The 14441-nt window shown below is 44.9% G+C and carries 15 protein-coding genes; 5 read left to right on the top strand and 10 right to left on the bottom strand.

Features of this window, described 5'->3' with window-relative positions:
• Window positions 1-173 precede the first annotated feature (173 nt).
• The 5 genes from HRR27_RS04740 to HRR27_RS04720 all read left to right on the top strand — a co-directional run bounded on the left by HRR27_RS04740 (window position 174) and on the right by HRR27_RS04720 (window position 3010).
• Window positions 174-1229: a hypothetical protein gene (locus HRR27_RS04740; protein ID WP_173271396.1), complete on the top strand. Its 1056-nt coding sequence runs from the start codon at window positions 174-176 to the stop codon at window positions 1227-1229.
• A 178-nt stretch (window positions 1230-1407) separates the two neighbouring features.
• Window positions 1408-1941, top strand: a complete 534-nt coding sequence (locus HRR27_RS04735) for a chemotaxis protein CheW (RefSeq protein WP_173271394.1) — start codon at window positions 1408-1410, stop codon at window positions 1939-1941.
• Between the two features lie 70 nt (window positions 1942-2011).
• Window positions 2012-2371, top strand: coding sequence for a response regulator (locus tag HRR27_RS04730; protein ID WP_173271392.1), 360 nt, complete (start codon window positions 2012-2014; stop codon window positions 2369-2371).
• Between the two features lie 57 nt (window positions 2372-2428).
• Window positions 2429-2704, top strand: a complete 276-nt coding sequence (locus tag HRR27_RS04725; protein ID WP_173271390.1) for an STAS domain-containing protein — start codon at window positions 2429-2431, stop codon at window positions 2702-2704.
• A gap of 12 nt (window positions 2705-2716) precedes the next feature.
• Entirely contained in the window at window positions 2717-3010 is a 294-nt protein-coding gene (locus HRR27_RS04720) for an EscU/YscU/HrcU family type III secretion system export apparatus switch protein (protein WP_173271388.1), read from the top strand.
• Window positions 3011-3124: 114 nt separating this feature from the next.
• Here the strand turns inward: HRR27_RS04720 and HRR27_RS04715 are convergent, their stop codons facing one another.
• The 10 genes from HRR27_RS04715 to fliR form a co-directional block, all read right to left on the bottom strand.
• The gene (locus tag HRR27_RS04715; RefSeq protein WP_173271386.1) at window positions 3125-3631 is read right to left on the bottom strand and encodes a chemotaxis protein CheW; all 507 of its coding nucleotides are present in this window, start codon (window positions 3629-3631) and stop codon (window positions 3125-3127) included.
• 12 nt (window positions 3632-3643) lie between these two features.
• Window positions 3644-5707, bottom strand: coding sequence for a chemotaxis protein CheA (locus tag HRR27_RS04710; RefSeq protein WP_173271384.1), 2064 nt, complete (start codon window positions 5705-5707; stop codon window positions 3644-3646).
• 399 nt (window positions 5708-6106) lie between these two features.
• Window positions 6107-6769: a protein phosphatase CheZ gene (locus HRR27_RS04705; protein ID WP_243830885.1), complete on the bottom strand. Its 663-nt coding sequence runs from the start codon at window positions 6767-6769 to the stop codon at window positions 6107-6109.
• A 144-nt stretch (window positions 6770-6913) separates the two neighbouring features.
• Window positions 6914-7318: a chemotaxis response regulator CheY gene (locus tag HRR27_RS04700; RefSeq protein ID WP_481924041.1), complete on the bottom strand. Its 405-nt coding sequence runs from the start codon at window positions 7316-7318 to the stop codon at window positions 6914-6916.
• A 60-nt stretch (window positions 7319-7378) separates the two neighbouring features.
• Window positions 7379-8104 carry an RNA polymerase sigma factor FliA gene (locus HRR27_RS04695; protein WP_173271382.1) on the bottom strand — a complete coding sequence of 242 codons (726 nt, stop codon included), beginning with the start codon at window positions 8102-8104 and terminating at the stop codon, window positions 7379-7381.
• A gap of 6 nt (window positions 8105-8110) precedes the next feature.
• Window positions 8111-9028, bottom strand: a complete 918-nt coding sequence (locus tag HRR27_RS04690; protein WP_173271380.1) for a MinD/ParA family protein — start codon at window positions 9026-9028, stop codon at window positions 8111-8113.
• The gene (gene flhF / locus HRR27_RS04685) at window positions 9018-10313 is read right to left on the bottom strand and encodes a flagellar biosynthesis GTPase FlhF (RefSeq protein ID WP_173271378.1); all 1296 of its coding nucleotides are present in this window, start codon (window positions 10311-10313) and stop codon (window positions 9018-9020) included. Before flhF ends, HRR27_RS04690 begins: the two co-directional genes overlap by 11 nt.
• Window positions 10314-12410, bottom strand: a complete 2097-nt coding sequence (flhA, locus tag HRR27_RS04680; RefSeq protein WP_173271376.1) for a flagellar biosynthesis protein FlhA — start codon at window positions 12408-12410, stop codon at window positions 10314-10316.
• Between the two features lie 97 nt (window positions 12411-12507).
• Window positions 12508-13632, bottom strand: a complete 1125-nt coding sequence (gene flhB, locus HRR27_RS04675; protein ID WP_173271374.1) for a flagellar biosynthesis protein FlhB — start codon at window positions 13630-13632, stop codon at window positions 12508-12510.
• A gap of 15 nt (window positions 13633-13647) precedes the next feature.
• Window positions 13648-14427, bottom strand: coding sequence for a flagellar biosynthetic protein FliR (fliR, locus tag HRR27_RS04670; RefSeq protein ID WP_173271372.1), 780 nt, complete (start codon window positions 14425-14427; stop codon window positions 13648-13650).
• Between the last annotated feature and the right edge of the window lie 14 nt (window positions 14428-14441).

Raw genomic sequence — 14441 nt, 5'->3', positions numbered from 1 at the left:
CCTCTCAGATTGAACGGCTTATTGAACCGAGTAAATCGAAATTTGCCGATTTTATTAAAATAATGCTATGCTCGAATGAAATCTACGAGGACAACTGCCTCGCTAAAGTTCATCAAACAGTCGACTTGTGGCTCAATAATTCTGTCAAAAAGCGTACAAAGGCGTGCTCAATAATGTTAACAATCACCGGCAATCTTAACCCAAGTCAACTAACGTCGGAGTTGAGCAAAAACCTGCTCGCGAACTTAAAAACCGGACAGGTCATCAACGCAGACATTCAACAAATTAAAGACAATCAAGTCGCACTTAAAGTCGGACAAAATACCCTACTCGCCAGTACCAAAGAGAGCAACATTCCAACTGGGCCCGTACAACTCACCGTTAAGCAGACCCAACCCACTCTGGTTTTATCCATTACTGCGCGACAAACCACTCCTTTAGAACAGCAACAACAAGTGCTAAACAACGCTTTGCGCCAGCATTTGAGCAATCAAATCCCCTTAGGGCAAGGCGCACAACAGTTTACACAGTTGCTCAACCAACTACCCAGCTCATTACAGGCTCCGCTGATAGCCCTATTGGATAACCTACGTAAACCACTCAATTTAGAATCTGGCAAAAGTTTAAAGTTACAGTTGGAAAACAGCGGCCTATTTATGGAAAATAAACTGCTGCAATCGGCCAACACAAACCTCACAAACAGCTTACAAAACGACTTAAAAGCGCAGCTATTGCAGTTTAAGCAGTTGAGCCAAACCCTGCAAAACACACAGTCCGCGGCCAACAATCCCAATCTACAACTGGCAAGTAAGCTCAGCGATCAGATGATTAGCCGGATTACCTTCAATCAATTACAACTATACGAGAATCCTGCCTTCACACTGCTCGATTTACCTAACAACAGCCAGCGCTCAGTCGAAGACCAGTTAGAATTTCGTAAATATTCATCGCAACCTAACAATCGCTGGGAAGCCTTTATTAACGTCCATACCGAATTAGGCGAGATAAAAAGCAAATTAAGTTATGCCGAACAACAAACCGAACAACTGTTTTGTGGTGTTTGGTGTGAAAATAGCGCATTACAAGCACAGGTGCTCGCGGCCTTGCCACAACTCACCGAACAACTGCAAACCCTGCAAATAGAAAATCTTAAGGTTGAACTCCTCAACCAAGCGCCGCAACAATCCAAACAAACCCAGCGCGTTGCGCTAGTTGACATTCATATTTAAGAAGTTACAAAGCAACTGCAAAATGAAACAAAATGCTTGGTTTATGCTGGGGAATTTGTGACAAATCAACTCAGCCCTAAATTTCAATTAAATTGCCCAGCATTTGCCTAGACCTTTGCTGGCTTATCAGTTAATTTAAGCCTATTACTTTACCAAGCAAATAAACTGAGTTCTGTTCATGGAAACTGATAAACAAAATGTAAAAGCCATTCAAGAACAAATCGACATGAATCGCTCGGAAGACGATCAAGTGTTAAGTTTTGTTCTTGGCGGTGAAGAATACGGTGTTGATATCCTTCGCGTTCAAGAGATTAAGGGGTGGGAGAAAACCACTGACATCCCTAACTCGCCTAAATACGTGATGGGTGTCATCAATTTGCGTGGTGCTGTTGTGCCAATCGTTGATTTACGTGTTCGCTTCGGTCTTAAAGAGATTACCTATAACGACTCCACCGTAGTGATTATCGTACGTGCTGAAAACGGCGACAATAACCCTAAAATTATCGGTTTGGTTGTTGATGGTGTTTCAGATGTATACGCGATCAACAAATCAGAATTACAAAATGCCCCTTCCATGTCCGGCACCATTAACACGGAATATGTTAACGGATTGGCTACGGTTGGCGACAAGATGGTCATCATTTTGCACATTGACCAGCTGATTAATAGCGGCATTTTGTCTGATATCAAAAAGAAAATGAACCGCGAATAGACCTTGTATTCAAAACAACAAACGATGACAATTAACCGATTTGATTGAAAGTAAAAAGTGAGAGATTAGGATGTCAAAAATCTTAGCAGTGGATGATTCTAAATCCATGAGACAAATGGTGAGCATGTCTTTAAAATCTGCGGGCCACGATGTGGTCGAAGCCGAGGACGGCGCACAAGCACTGGATATTGCCAAACAGAACCAATTTGACTTGGTTGTGACCGATATTAACATGCCAAACATGAATGGCATTGAGTTGATCACAGCCTTGCGCGGTATGCCAAACTACAAATTCACACCAATTCTTTGTCTGACCACAGAGTCTTCTGGTGATATGAAAACCAAAGGTAAAGAAGCCGGTGCAACAGGATGGATTGTTAAACCATTTAGCCCAGAAAAATTACTTTCGGTCATCGGACGCGTTCTTTAAATAGAAGCTACACCGAGTTGCCTTGCCTCGCATTTAACTTAGAACCAAGGACATCCCATGAGTTCAACCATTACTTTAAATGACAGTTTGATTATTAATCAAATTGAACAACAGTTTTCGCAACTCGGTGCACAGTTTAACGAAGCAGAAACCGATATCTTGCTAGATGGTGAAGCGGTTGACACCATTGACACCTCTGGCCTACAGTGCTTATTGATGTTAATCCAAAATGCGATTGCGCAAGGTAAATCTGTCAGCTGGCTTAACGCATCGGAAACCCTTAAAACCTCTGCTGAGAAACTAGGGTTAAACCAAGCATTGCAACTCTCTTAGGCTTCCAACTCTATGGATGAAGCAAAGCCACCGTTACAACAAGCGGTGTCACTCCAATATGATGGGGAAGGCGCACCGCGTGTAACAGCAAAAGGTCAGGGCGTGATCGCTGAAGCGATCATTGCCCAGGGCATCGCCCACAAAATCCCTATCCAACAGAATCACGAACTGGTCACTTTACTTAGCCAAGTACAACTCGATCAAGAAATTCCCGACAAACTCTACGAAGCTGTTGCGCAAGTTCTTATTTTTGCTTATCAACTTTCCGGCAAAGAACTTCCCAAAGCGCCTAACCACTCTACCTAAACGCATAAAATGCGAAAAGAGCGAAATTCAAATTTTATACATCGCAATTTTTTAGTGGCCGCAACAAGTGGATGAACGCTATCCGAGTTGGCGATTGTTACGCGCTGAATCAAATTACTCATGAATGTAAAACATGGTGTCAACATCAAGCAAGATAATCACACTGTCTTGAAAATGTGCAATCCCTTGAATATTGCGTGAGGCGTTATCTTTGGTCGATGACAGTGGTTCAAATTTTTTCTCAGGAATGTCTTTAACTTCCATCACAAAATCCACCATGATACCGACTGTGCGTTCATCGTCCAGTTCCACAATAATAATCCGTGACAAATCATCGACTTGTTTGCTTGCCAAGCCAAACATCACTCGTGAATCAATCACCGTAACAATTACCCCACGGACATTAATCACCCCTAAAACCTGGCGACTAGAACCCGGCACCGCACGAATATTGCCAACGCGCAGCACCTCACGAATTTTACTGACCTGAATGCCATAAATTTCGTTTTCCAAAGCAAACATAACACAGCGGATACTCGGCCCAAAATCTTCTTCATCATCCATATTGCCAACGGTAGAAAAGTTACCGGTTAAGCTTTGTCGATTTGTAAATTGCATCATTGCCATCACCTACTACTGAAAACGTTGAACTACGCCGGGTAAATCGAGAATAAGAGCAATATTGCCATTACCTGTAATGGTCGCACCTGCGTATCCACTTAGTTTCTTAAGCATCGTTCCCAAAGGCTTAATTACCACTTCTTCTTGTCCATTAACTTGATCAACCACAAACCCAACACGCTGGTTACCAATCGAAACAATCACCACCTTGTCATTGTTATAGTTCTCTTTAACACAATCAGGCGCCAACCACTCATCTAAGAAGAACAGCGGTATACTTTTATCTCGCAAGCGCACCATTCGCTGACCATCAATTTTATTCGTTTTATCCGTTTTATAATCAAAAATCTCCAGCACACTCGTCAACGGAATCGCATAACTGTCTTCGCCAAAAGAGACCATTAAAGTTGGCAAAATCGCCAAGGTCAAAGGCACGCGAATACTGATTTGTGTCCCTTGCCCAAGAACAGAATGAATATCAATGCTGCCGTTCAACTTAGTGATCATATTCTTAACCACATCCATACCGACACCACGACCAGAAATATCACTCACCTGTTCAGCGGTTGAGAATCCAGCGGATAAAATCAGTTCAAACGCCGATTTATCATCTAAAGAATTGGCCGCGATTTCATCCATCAAACCTTTTTCAACTGCTTTTCGGCGCAAAACGTCGGGATCCATTCCTTTACCATCATCGGTAATCGATAACAGAATATGGTCACCCTCTTGCTCAGCGGCCAGAATCACTCGACCGGTGTCTGACTTACCACAGGCCAGACGATCGGCTGGCATTTCAATTCCGTGGTCCACCGAATTACGCACCAAATGCACTAAAGGATCGGCAAGTGCTTCAACAAGATTTTTATCTAAATCGGTCTCTTCCCCTTGCATCTCTAATTCGATTTTCTTATTCAATTTGCGCGCTAAATCACGTACCACGCGTGGAAAACGGCCAAACACTTTCTTAACCGGCTGCATCCGTGTCTTCATCACCGATGCCTGCAAATCCGTCGTGACATGATCCAAATTACCAACAGCGTTAGAAATTGCTTCAGAACTGTCGCTCGTGCCACGCAATGTCAATAAGCGATTGCGCACCAAAACCAGCTCTCCGACCAGATTCATAATCTCGTCTAAGCGACGCGTATCAACACGAACCGTCGATTCAGTATTGCCTTTTGCGGCCACCTTGGCTGTTGCATCTTCTTGAGGTGAGGTACTCGCTACAGCGGCAACCGTTGGGGCTGAACGGGGTATTGCAACAGCTTTTGCCACAGCTGCCGGTGCAGGTGTCTCCTCATCAACTAACATCAAGTCGCGCTGGTTTAAGAGGGCCTCAAATTCCTCATCGGTCATATCACCGTCTGGATCCAATCCTGCATCCAAGGTTAATTTCACCGCTTTTCCTGTGGCCATAGGTTGGGATGGTGCCTCACTCTGCAACTGATCACGCTGCTGTAATAAAGCCTCAAACTCGTCATCGGTAATATCGCCATCTGGATCAAGTCCATCAGGTAAATGCAACGACACACTGGACGCTGTCTGAGGATCCGCCGTACCAAGTTGGTCGCGCTGATTCAGTAAAGCTTCAAATTCTTCATCCGTCATATCCCCATCAGGGTCAACGCCATCAGGTAAATGCAAGGCAACTTCCGGTTCTGCGATGACAACGTCCATTGCCGCCACGGCCGCCGCACCTTTAGACAATTGATCCAACTCTGCTAGGAGTTGTGGATTATTCTCCGGTAGATCACGTTCACCCGCATTTAATGCTTCAATGGAATCTGAAATGACATCAAAGGCGCGTAAAATCACATCCGCGGCTTGCGCGTCATAAGCAATCTCACCATTACGGATTTTGTCAAATACGTTTTCAGCGCGGTGACAGACTTGCACCAACGGCGTAATACCAAGAAAGCCTGCACCGCCTTTAACGGTGTGGAAACCTCGGAAGACCGCGTTTAATAGATCCACATCGGTTGGTGATTGCTCTAAGTCGACTAATTGACCATTTAATTGATCAATCAGCTCGGAAGCTTCAACCAGAAAGTCACTTAAAATTTCTTCATCCACAATGATTACCTCTTGAGACTTTCAACAACGGCAATTTCAGTGACCGTCGAGTGTCTATTATTTGCCGCCCTAAAACACCTTTATCGGCTATAAACGGCTAAATTGGCTATTTTGAAGATAATTGAGCAATCACTATGCCAAACCGACTTGAACACAACTAGACAGGTAAAATCATGCCAAATAACTTAAGAAGAACCGAATAATTCATAACGTCTTTAACGCGATAGGGCTAACAATGAAGTTGCCTTTGTCAATTTTGCCCGAGGGGAGAGAGCAATTTAGCGGTACGATAAAGCGGATTTTTGGCAGATTTCGACATGACTCCAAACAGCCAACCTTCCTTAAAAAAACGATTCTAAGTCTGAATATTGAATCCCGACCTTAGACAAATTAGGCACTCTAAATACCTAAATCAGCAAGCAGGTCATCCACATCATCTTGATTGCCAAGTGCGTCTTTTTGTCCGCTGCTGGTCACATTTGGGCCCACGCCTTTATGTAATTCTGCCTGACTTTCACGGCGCTCTGGGATTAAGTTGAAATCATGACCTGACTTTTCAATCAACGACAATAAACTCTGTTCTAACGAAGAAATAATTAAAATGACACGATTAAGCACTTGTCCGGTTAAATCTTGGAAAGATTGCGCCAACATAATCTTATTCAACTCGCCGCTGAGTTCTTGCAACAAGCCTTGCATTGATGCTTGTGTGGGAGCCAAACTTTCCAACTGTTCAATAATCGCCATGGAATTTTCCGCACTGGTCAGCGTTTTACCACTCGCATCTTCAATCGCATCCAAAACATATTGTAAACGTTCAGTGACATCAGGAATATCATGCTTGGTTTGCATCAACAATGGCATATGCTCAAGCTCATCCAAGGTTGAATGCAAGTTTTCTGCAAGATCTTTGATTTGTTGATAAAGAGAATTTTCCGTCATTTGCGCAAGCTGCAGGGTAAGCGATTGCGCCAGTTTCTGCTCATTGGCTTGTAAGGCTGCCACAAGTTGATTGGCCAACTCTAATTGCATCGCTAAACTCGCTTGATTGGTCTGACTCATAAGACTCTGCTCCTTGTTAAAAACGCGGTGTTTAGCAACCAACTAAACGAAATTTGCCGCCAAAAACATCGCCTTATAATAACAAAAGCCCAGACGCTATCCACGTCTAGGCTTTGCAAAATAACCCGATGAATTTAAGTAAAGTTACGCTTGTTGACGCTGAGCAACTCGTTCAAAGATTTTTTCAATCTTTTCATTCAAAGTTGCCGCGGTAAAAGGCTTAACAATATACCCATCCACGCCGGCTTGCGCCGCTTCCAAAATCTGTGAACGCTTGGCTTCAGCGGTAATCAACAAAAAAGGGGTGTTTTTAAGTTTGGCATCAGCGCGCACATGACGCAATAAATCGATTCCCGTCATTTGCGGCATATTCCAATCGCTAACGATAAAATCGTATTTACCACTTTGAATCATCGGCCAAGCAACCGCGCCATCATCCGCTTCATCAAACTTGCTAAAACCGAGTTCTTTGAGCAAATTTTTTACGATACGGCGCATAGTTGAAAAATCATCAACCACCAAAATATTCATATCTCGATTAATTTGCATCTGTATTCCTTACTATTTAAATTTAGATAATTCTGTATTTTAGATAATTTCTTTGCCAACTTACAGCCAAGCATCCATTCTTGCACGAATCCGCTTGACCGCTTGCGAATGAATCTGACTGACGCGCGATTCACTGACATCCAACACTTGGCCAATCTCTTTAAGATTTAATTCTTCATCATAATAAAGCGCCATCACTAATTTTTCTTTTTCTGGTAGACGCTCAATTTCAGCCGCTAAGGCCTGTGCAAAATCACTGTCATGCAAGGCTTGCAACGGTGTTTGCCCACTGCCAACCATACGCTCTTCAGCCAAATCGTCATGGTCAGGCTGGTCAATCGATAACAATTGTGCGGAATTTGTATCATTAAGCAGTCGGTGATACTCCGCTAAATCAATCCCCAACTCAGCAGCGACTTCCGCATCATGGGCTTCCCGACCAGTGCGAATCTCCACTTGGTGAATCGCTTCACTGATTTCTCGTGATTTGCGATGCACTGAACGCGGAGTCCAATCGCCTTTACGAATTTCATCCAGCATTGCACCACGAATCCGAATCCCGGCATAGGTTTCAAAACTCGCTCCGTGGCTGTTGTTGTACTTTTGCATCGCTTCAATCAGCCCGATAATACCCGACTGAATCAGATCGTCAACTTGCACACTGGCTGGCAAACGCCCTTTTAGATGATAAGCAATGCGCTTGACCAAAGGCAGATAGTCTTCCAACGCTTTCATCGGAGACTGATTCTGCTTTTGTACTTGCTGATAAATCTGCGCACCACTCATAGTCGATTAACGTCCTTGGAAAAGGTTCTCAACGAAAAACTGTAAATAGCCACTAGCACCTTGCGGTCTTGACCAACGCTCGACAGAATGTGCCATATTTTCAAACGCATTGGCTGACAAGCTGGTCGGGCGAAATAACGTGACCGGAATCTGTTTTTGCACCGCATCCTTTAGCGATTGATCGTAAGGCACTGCCCCGAAATAATCCAGCGACACATCCAAAAACTGTTCAGTTACCTTAGAGAGCTTTTCGTATAACTGACGACCATGCGCCGGAGATTTTGCCATATTCGCCAGCAGACGGAAACGCGAAACTTGATAATCTCGGCTAAGTACTTTAATTAAAGCGTACGCATCGGTGATGGACGCGGGCTCATCAGTTACCACCACAATCACCTCTTGAGAAGCACGGCAAAAGCTGACCACACTATCTGCGATACCCGCTGCTGTGTCAATTATTAATACATCCAACTCGTCCGACAACTCGCTAAAGGCGTTAATAATCCCTGCGTTTTCCATGGCATTAAGTTGCGCCATACGACGAACACCCGATGCAGCTGGAATGATTTTGAGACCACCAGGGCCTTGCATAATTACTTCGCGCAAGGTTTTCTGGCCATCCAAAACGTGTGACAAATTATATTTGGTATGCAAGCCAAGCATTATATCGACATTTGCCAAGCCCATATCCGCATCCATTAACAAAACTCGGTTACCCAGCTTACTTAATTGAATGCCCAAATTAACCGAAACATTGGTTTTACCAACCCCGCCTTTACCACTGGCCACCGCAATCACTCTGACGGGTTTTTGCTGCTTTGACATCATTTGTTTTGGTGGGTTCAAGGTATTTTGCACCGCAGGCGAATTTTGTTTCTGCTGCGCATGTAAAGCTCTTAAGCCGGCTGCCTGATCATTGAGCATTTGAAATCTCCTTTCCCATTCCTAAGCGGAACGCTTGCTCATCAATGTTTTGCGAATTTTGCTGACCCAGTACAATCGCACGGTCAATTAAATCGCGAGCATGAATTTTTTCAATGTCTTCCGGCACGCGCTGTCCGGTACTTAAATAACTAATCGGCAATTCCGATTCCAGTAACACCGTGAGCGCATTACCCAATTGAGTTGCTTCATCCACTTTTGTCAAAATACAGCCTTTCAACACCACTTCACCAAACGATTTGACAATATCGCGCATCACACTTAATTGTGTGGCCGCTGACATCACCAGATAATTACGCACCATATTCACGCCTTGATGACCGGATGTCAGTTGTTTGGATAACTGCAAGTCTTTTTGACTCATCCCTGCAGTATCAATCAACACCAGTTTTTTACTGGCCATCGCCGTCAACAAGCTATACAACTCGCCTTGATTGGCTGCCACATACACCGGTACTTGAATTAAATCCGCAAACAATTTCAACTGCGCTTGCGCACCGATTTTGTAACTATCAGTACTGATTAAAGCGATGTCACTTGCACTATTGCGCATCACAAAACGGCTAGCCAATTTAGCAATAGTCGTCGTTTTGCCAACACCGGTCGGGCCGACCAACGCAATAATGCCTCCACGGTCCAGCAGGTCGCGTTCATCAGAAGTGACACTCTGTTCCAGCAAACGTAAAATCGACGCCCAATCCAAGCTAGCGGAATCTTGTGCTTGCTGCAGCAAGCTTTGCGACAACTCCCAACCAAAACCTAAGCCCATCAAGCGCTTCAATAACGCAATCTGTTCCGGTTTTTGGACTTCGCTATGCCCCCAAGCCAAACTTGAAAGCTGATTTTCTAACAGACTGCGCACCTGCTGGAGTTCTTGCGCCATCAGTTCAATCTGCGCACTCGGCGCACTGACCGATTCCGCATAAGCCACTTGCGGCTGAGCAGTCGCGTAACGATTCGCACTCGGGCGTGCTGCTGGCTGCTGTTGAGCATCATACGCATTAGCCACTCGCTCACGTGTCAACATAGCTTGTTGCTCAAACCGAATGGCAGAATTTAATGAGTCACCGTTCTGAGCTGCATTCAACGTCGCTGTTTCCTGAACATTTTGCTGATAAGCCAATGCTTCAGGATCCAACGCTGCCACAATTTCGACACCATCAGCGGTCTGTTTTGTCGATAAAATGACGGCCTCATCGCCATGTTCTTGGCGGACAGCGTTCATTGCCTGACGCATGTTAGGCGCAAAAAAGCGTTTTATATGCATCTATCCTCCTTGTCCAACATTGGCAACGACACTAATTTGACGATTTTCAGGCACTTCGGAATAGGCCAAAATCACCAAACTCGGCAAACTAAAACGGAATAAGCGTGCTAACTGCGCGCGAATCTGCGGCGCAACCAAGAGAACCGGCGGTTGTCCAGCCACTTCAATCTTCTGCGCTTCTTGCTTCAGAGTGCCATGCAGACGCTCGGCCAATCCAGGTTCAACCGCTAACTGGCCTTCCGGCGCGCCCTGCGATGCTTGAAGCAATATCTGTTCCAAACTAGGTTCTAAAGTAATCACTTTCAGTTCACCTTCGTTACCGACCAGCTGCTGGACAATCGAACGGCCGAGCGCGGCGCGCACATCAATGGTCAGAGCCGCGGGTGTTTTTTGCAAATCCGCCTTCGCCGTTAAGGTTTCTAAAATAGTTCGCATATCACGAATTGGCACTTTTTCTTGCAGCAAGTTTTGCAAAACTTTAACCAAAGAGGCCAAACCCAATTTGTCGGGGATTAACTCAGAAACCAATTTGGGTGATGTCACTTTTAATTTATCCAACAACTGCTGCACCTCATCATGACCAAGTAACTCGTATGAATAATCTTGAATCAATTGACTGATATGCGTTGCAACGACCGTACTGGCATCCACAACGGTGTATCCCAAGGCTTGTGCCTGGTCTTGATTTTCTGGCTCAATCCACACCGCCTCTAACCCAAAGGCTGGGTCTGTGGTTTTAATACCGTTCACCTCACCAAATACTTGACCGGGATTAATCGCCATCTCTTTATCGGGATAAACCTCGCCATGCCCAGAATCGACACCCATTAACATAATGCGGTATTGGTTCGGTTTTAAATCTAAGTTATCGCGGATGTGTACAGATGGCACCAAAAATCCAAGCTCTTGCGACACCTTACGTCGTACCCCTTTAATGCGATCTAACAGCTGGCCGTTTTGCCCCTTATCAACCATCGGAATTAAACGATAACCCACCTCAAGCCCTAAGACATCGACGGCTTGCACATCATCCCAACTCAACTCTTTTGGCCGACTCTGCGCTTCCTGCTCTTCAGGCGTCGGAGGTATCGGTCTAGTTTCATTTTCTTGCTGTTTGCGATGGATGAAATAAGCACCCGCTCCAGCAACCGAAGCGAACGTTAAAAACGCAATATTCGGCATTCCAGGAATCAAACCGATTACGCCTATCACACCAGCCGTCGTCCCCAAAGCTCGCGGCGTGGAGAACATCTGCATCTGCATCTGCTCGCCCATATCTTTATTGTCGCCGCCGGTAACGCGCGTCACAATAATCGCCGTGGCGGTAGAAAGAATCAGGGCGGGTATCTGTGCCACCAAACCATCACCTAACGTTAAAATCGTATACACTTCAGCGGCATCCGCAAACGACATATCATTTTGCCAAACACCGATGGCGAAACCGCCGATTAGATTGATAAATAAGATAATCAATCCAGCAATCGCGTCCCCGCGAACAAACTTACTGGCACCGTCCATCGAGCCATAGAACTCGGCTTCAGTGGCAATTTCTCGACGGCGCATCTGCGCGTCTTCTTGAGTAATTAAACCGGCATTCAAGTCCGCATCAATCGCCATCTGTTTACCCGGCATCGAATCCAAAGTAAAACGCGCGCTTACCTCAGCAACACGCCCTGCGCCCTTGGTGATAACCACAAAGTTGATTACCACCAAAATCGCAAAAACCACCAAACCGACCGCATAATTGCCACCAATAACAAATTCGCCAAAGGCTTCAATGACATCGCCAGCAGATGCACCGCCGTTGTGACCTTCCAACAAGATCACACGCGTGGAAGCGATGTTAAGCGACAAACGGAACAGCGTTGATAACAAAATAATCGTCGGAAAAATCGCAAAATCGAGTGGACGCTTGGCATACAGCGTGACCATCAATACCACCAATGACAAGGCGATATTGAAGGTAAAAAACACATCCAACAAAAACGGTGGCAAGGGAATGGTGACCATCCCCAAGAGCGCAAGCACACCAAAGGGCACGGCAATCCCTTTACTCCAGTTAGCTTTCATATTGTCGAATAATTGACGAAAATCCATGAATTCTGTTCCTAAACGGCTAATTTATCGGTTCGATAACAGCCAAAAAAATTGAATCAATCTGTCTATGCAAGATTATGGCCAAACCAACCTAAACTTAGTCGGTTCTGAACTCTTCCGGAATTGGCAGATTTGCAAAATCCACTTTTTGCGCCTTACCGCTATCACGCAGTTGAAAAACATAAGCCAGTACAGCAGCCACCGCACGAAAAAGATTGTAAGGAATCGGCTGTTCCACTTCGGCATTATAATAAAGTGCGCGCGCTAAAGGCGGCGCCTCGATCACCGGAATATTATGTTCTTGTGCAATGGTTCTTATCTGCGCAGCCATAAAATCAGCACCAATCGCCAACACAACTGGCTCACGCATAGTTTGCGGATCGTATTTTAACGCGACAGCAAAGTGAGTTGGGTTCGTAATAATAACGTCGGCCTGTGGAACATTTTGCATCATACGGCGTTGCGACATCTGGCGCTGAACCTGACGAATACGCCCTTTAACTTCCGGATTCCCTTCTTGTTGTTTATGCTCTTCTCTGACTTCTTGTTTGGTCATTTTTAATTGGCGATTATGATTCCATAACTGAAAAGGTACGTCGATAATGGCGACCACTAGCAAGGCCAAACTAACGAAAATGAACGCTTTGGTAATCAATTCTGCCGAGTGCGCCAAAGCGAAATCTTTCGATTCTACTCCCAAGCTAAGCACTTCTGGAAAAACCATATACAAAAAGGCTGCCGCTAAACTGATCACCAAAACAAACTTAGCAAACGCCTTAAACAACTCCATTAAAGCCTGCATAGAAAACATTCGTTTTAAACCACTAACAGGATTTAATTTGGACATTTTGGGTGCTAACGCCTTGGTGCTAAACGACCAACCACCCAGCAAAACTGGCGAGGTAATCGCTACCAAAACCATTAACGAGATAAAAGGCATAATCGCGAAAATGGCGTCAATCACAATCGCAATCACTAAATCGAAAAGTTTCTGCGTATCAAAAGCAACATCACGCTCAAAACTAAGCCCTTTGGTCATCAAATTAACCAAATCGGTCATGATTTGCGAACCATAAAAATACAAAAACAACGCTGCCGACAGCGTCATTAAAAGCGTGGATAGTTCCCGAGATCGAGGTACTTGACCTTTGTCACGGGCATCGCGCATTTTCTTTTCGGTGGGTTCTTCTGTTTTTTCCGTGCCGTCTTCGCTTTCAGCCATCTTAAAAAGGCCTCCTTACGGGGAAGTTAATTGCAGATGCGTAATCGCCTCAACCGCGTGATGCACTAAACCTTGTAAATGCGGTAACACCACGGGTGTCGTAAGGGTCAACATCAGTAAGCCAGCCATTAAAGTAACCGGAAAACCGACTGCAAAGATGTTTAATGCCGGTGCCGCACGCGTTACAACACCAAACGCAATATTAATCAACAAAAGCGCAGTAATCGCAGGCAACGCCACCAGCACACCAGCCAAAAACATATAGCTGCCAAATTCAAAAATAATCCGTAAACTGTTTTGAGTATAAAAAGACACACCAATCGGTAGATATTCAAAACTATCAATCACAACCTGAATCACCAAGATATGTCCATTTAAAGCCAAAAACAATAACGAGACGATGATTGTAAAATATTGCGCGACAATCGGTGCACTGACACCACTTGTCGGGTCAGTCATTTGCGCAAACGCCAAACCCATGCCCATTGCAATCAAATGGCCAGCCATTACAAATGCTTGAAATACCACTAAGAAAATCACACCCATCGACAGACCAATCAACACCTGCTGAAGAATAAACAGTACGCCCTGCCAAGTAAAAGGATCGACAGGCGGCGGCAAATCTAACGATGGTGCGGCTGCAATGGTAATAAAAACCGCCAAAATGATTTTGCCGCGCGCGGGAAAGGAACGCATACCGTAGAGGGGAATGATGGAGAGCATGGCGCCAATCCGCACAAATGGATAGAAATACAGCCCCATCCATTGTAAGAAATCGTTAAAAGCGAAAGTCATCAGCGGCTCTTATG

Source organism: Thiosulfatimonas sediminis (genome assembly GCF_011398355.1).
GTDB classification, from domain to species: Bacteria; Pseudomonadota; Gammaproteobacteria; order Thiomicrospirales; family Thiomicrospiraceae; genus Thiomicrorhabdus; species Thiomicrorhabdus sediminis_A.
Note: the sequence above shows the minus strand (reverse complement) of the source record. Positions and strands in the feature narration are given on the sequence as shown.

What these genes read in the sequence shown, in the direction of transcription:
- HRR27_RS04690 (WP_173271380.1), bottom strand. Translation starts at nt 9,028, where the DNA reads ATGCTCAATGATCAGGCAGCCGGCTTAAGAGCTTTACATGCGCAGCAG.
- flhA (WP_173271376.1), bottom strand. Translation starts at nt 12,410, where the DNA reads ATGGATTTTCGTCAATTATTCGACAATATGAAAGCTAACTGGAGTAAA.
- HRR27_RS04700 (WP_481924041.1), bottom strand. Translation starts at nt 7,318, where the DNA reads ATGCAAATTAATCGAGATATGAATATTTTGGTGGTTGATGATTTTTCA.
- HRR27_RS04720 (WP_173271388.1), top strand. Translation starts at nt 2,717, where the DNA reads ATGGATGAAGCAAAGCCACCGTTACAACAAGCGGTGTCACTCCAATAT.
- HRR27_RS04705 (WP_243830885.1), bottom strand. Translation starts at nt 6,769, where the DNA reads ATGAGTCAGACCAATCAAGCGAGTTTAGCGATGCAATTAGAGTTGGCC.
- HRR27_RS04695 (WP_173271382.1), bottom strand. Translation starts at nt 8,104, where the DNA reads ATGAGTGGTGCGCAGATTTATCAGCAAGTACAAAAGCAGAATCAGTCT.
- HRR27_RS04730 (WP_173271392.1), top strand. Translation starts at nt 2,012, where the DNA reads ATGTCAAAAATCTTAGCAGTGGATGATTCTAAATCCATGAGACAAATG.
- fliR (WP_173271372.1), bottom strand. Translation starts at nt 14,427, where the DNA reads ATGACTTTCGCTTTTAACGATTTCTTACAATGGATGGGGCTGTATTTC.
- HRR27_RS04740 (WP_173271396.1), top strand. Translation starts at nt 174, where the DNA reads ATGTTAACAATCACCGGCAATCTTAACCCAAGTCAACTAACGTCGGAG.
- HRR27_RS04735 (WP_173271394.1), top strand. Translation starts at nt 1,408, where the DNA reads ATGGAAACTGATAAACAAAATGTAAAAGCCATTCAAGAACAAATCGAC.
- HRR27_RS04715 (WP_173271386.1), bottom strand. Translation starts at nt 3,631, where the DNA reads ATGATGCAATTTACAAATCGACAAAGCTTAACCGGTAACTTTTCTACC.
- flhF (WP_173271378.1), bottom strand. Translation starts at nt 10,313, where the DNA reads ATGCATATAAAACGCTTTTTTGCGCCTAACATGCGTCAGGCAATGAAC.
- HRR27_RS04725 (WP_173271390.1), top strand. Translation starts at nt 2,429, where the DNA reads ATGAGTTCAACCATTACTTTAAATGACAGTTTGATTATTAATCAAATT.
- flhB (WP_173271374.1), bottom strand. Translation starts at nt 13,632, where the DNA reads ATGGCTGAAAGCGAAGACGGCACGGAAAAAACAGAAGAACCCACCGAA.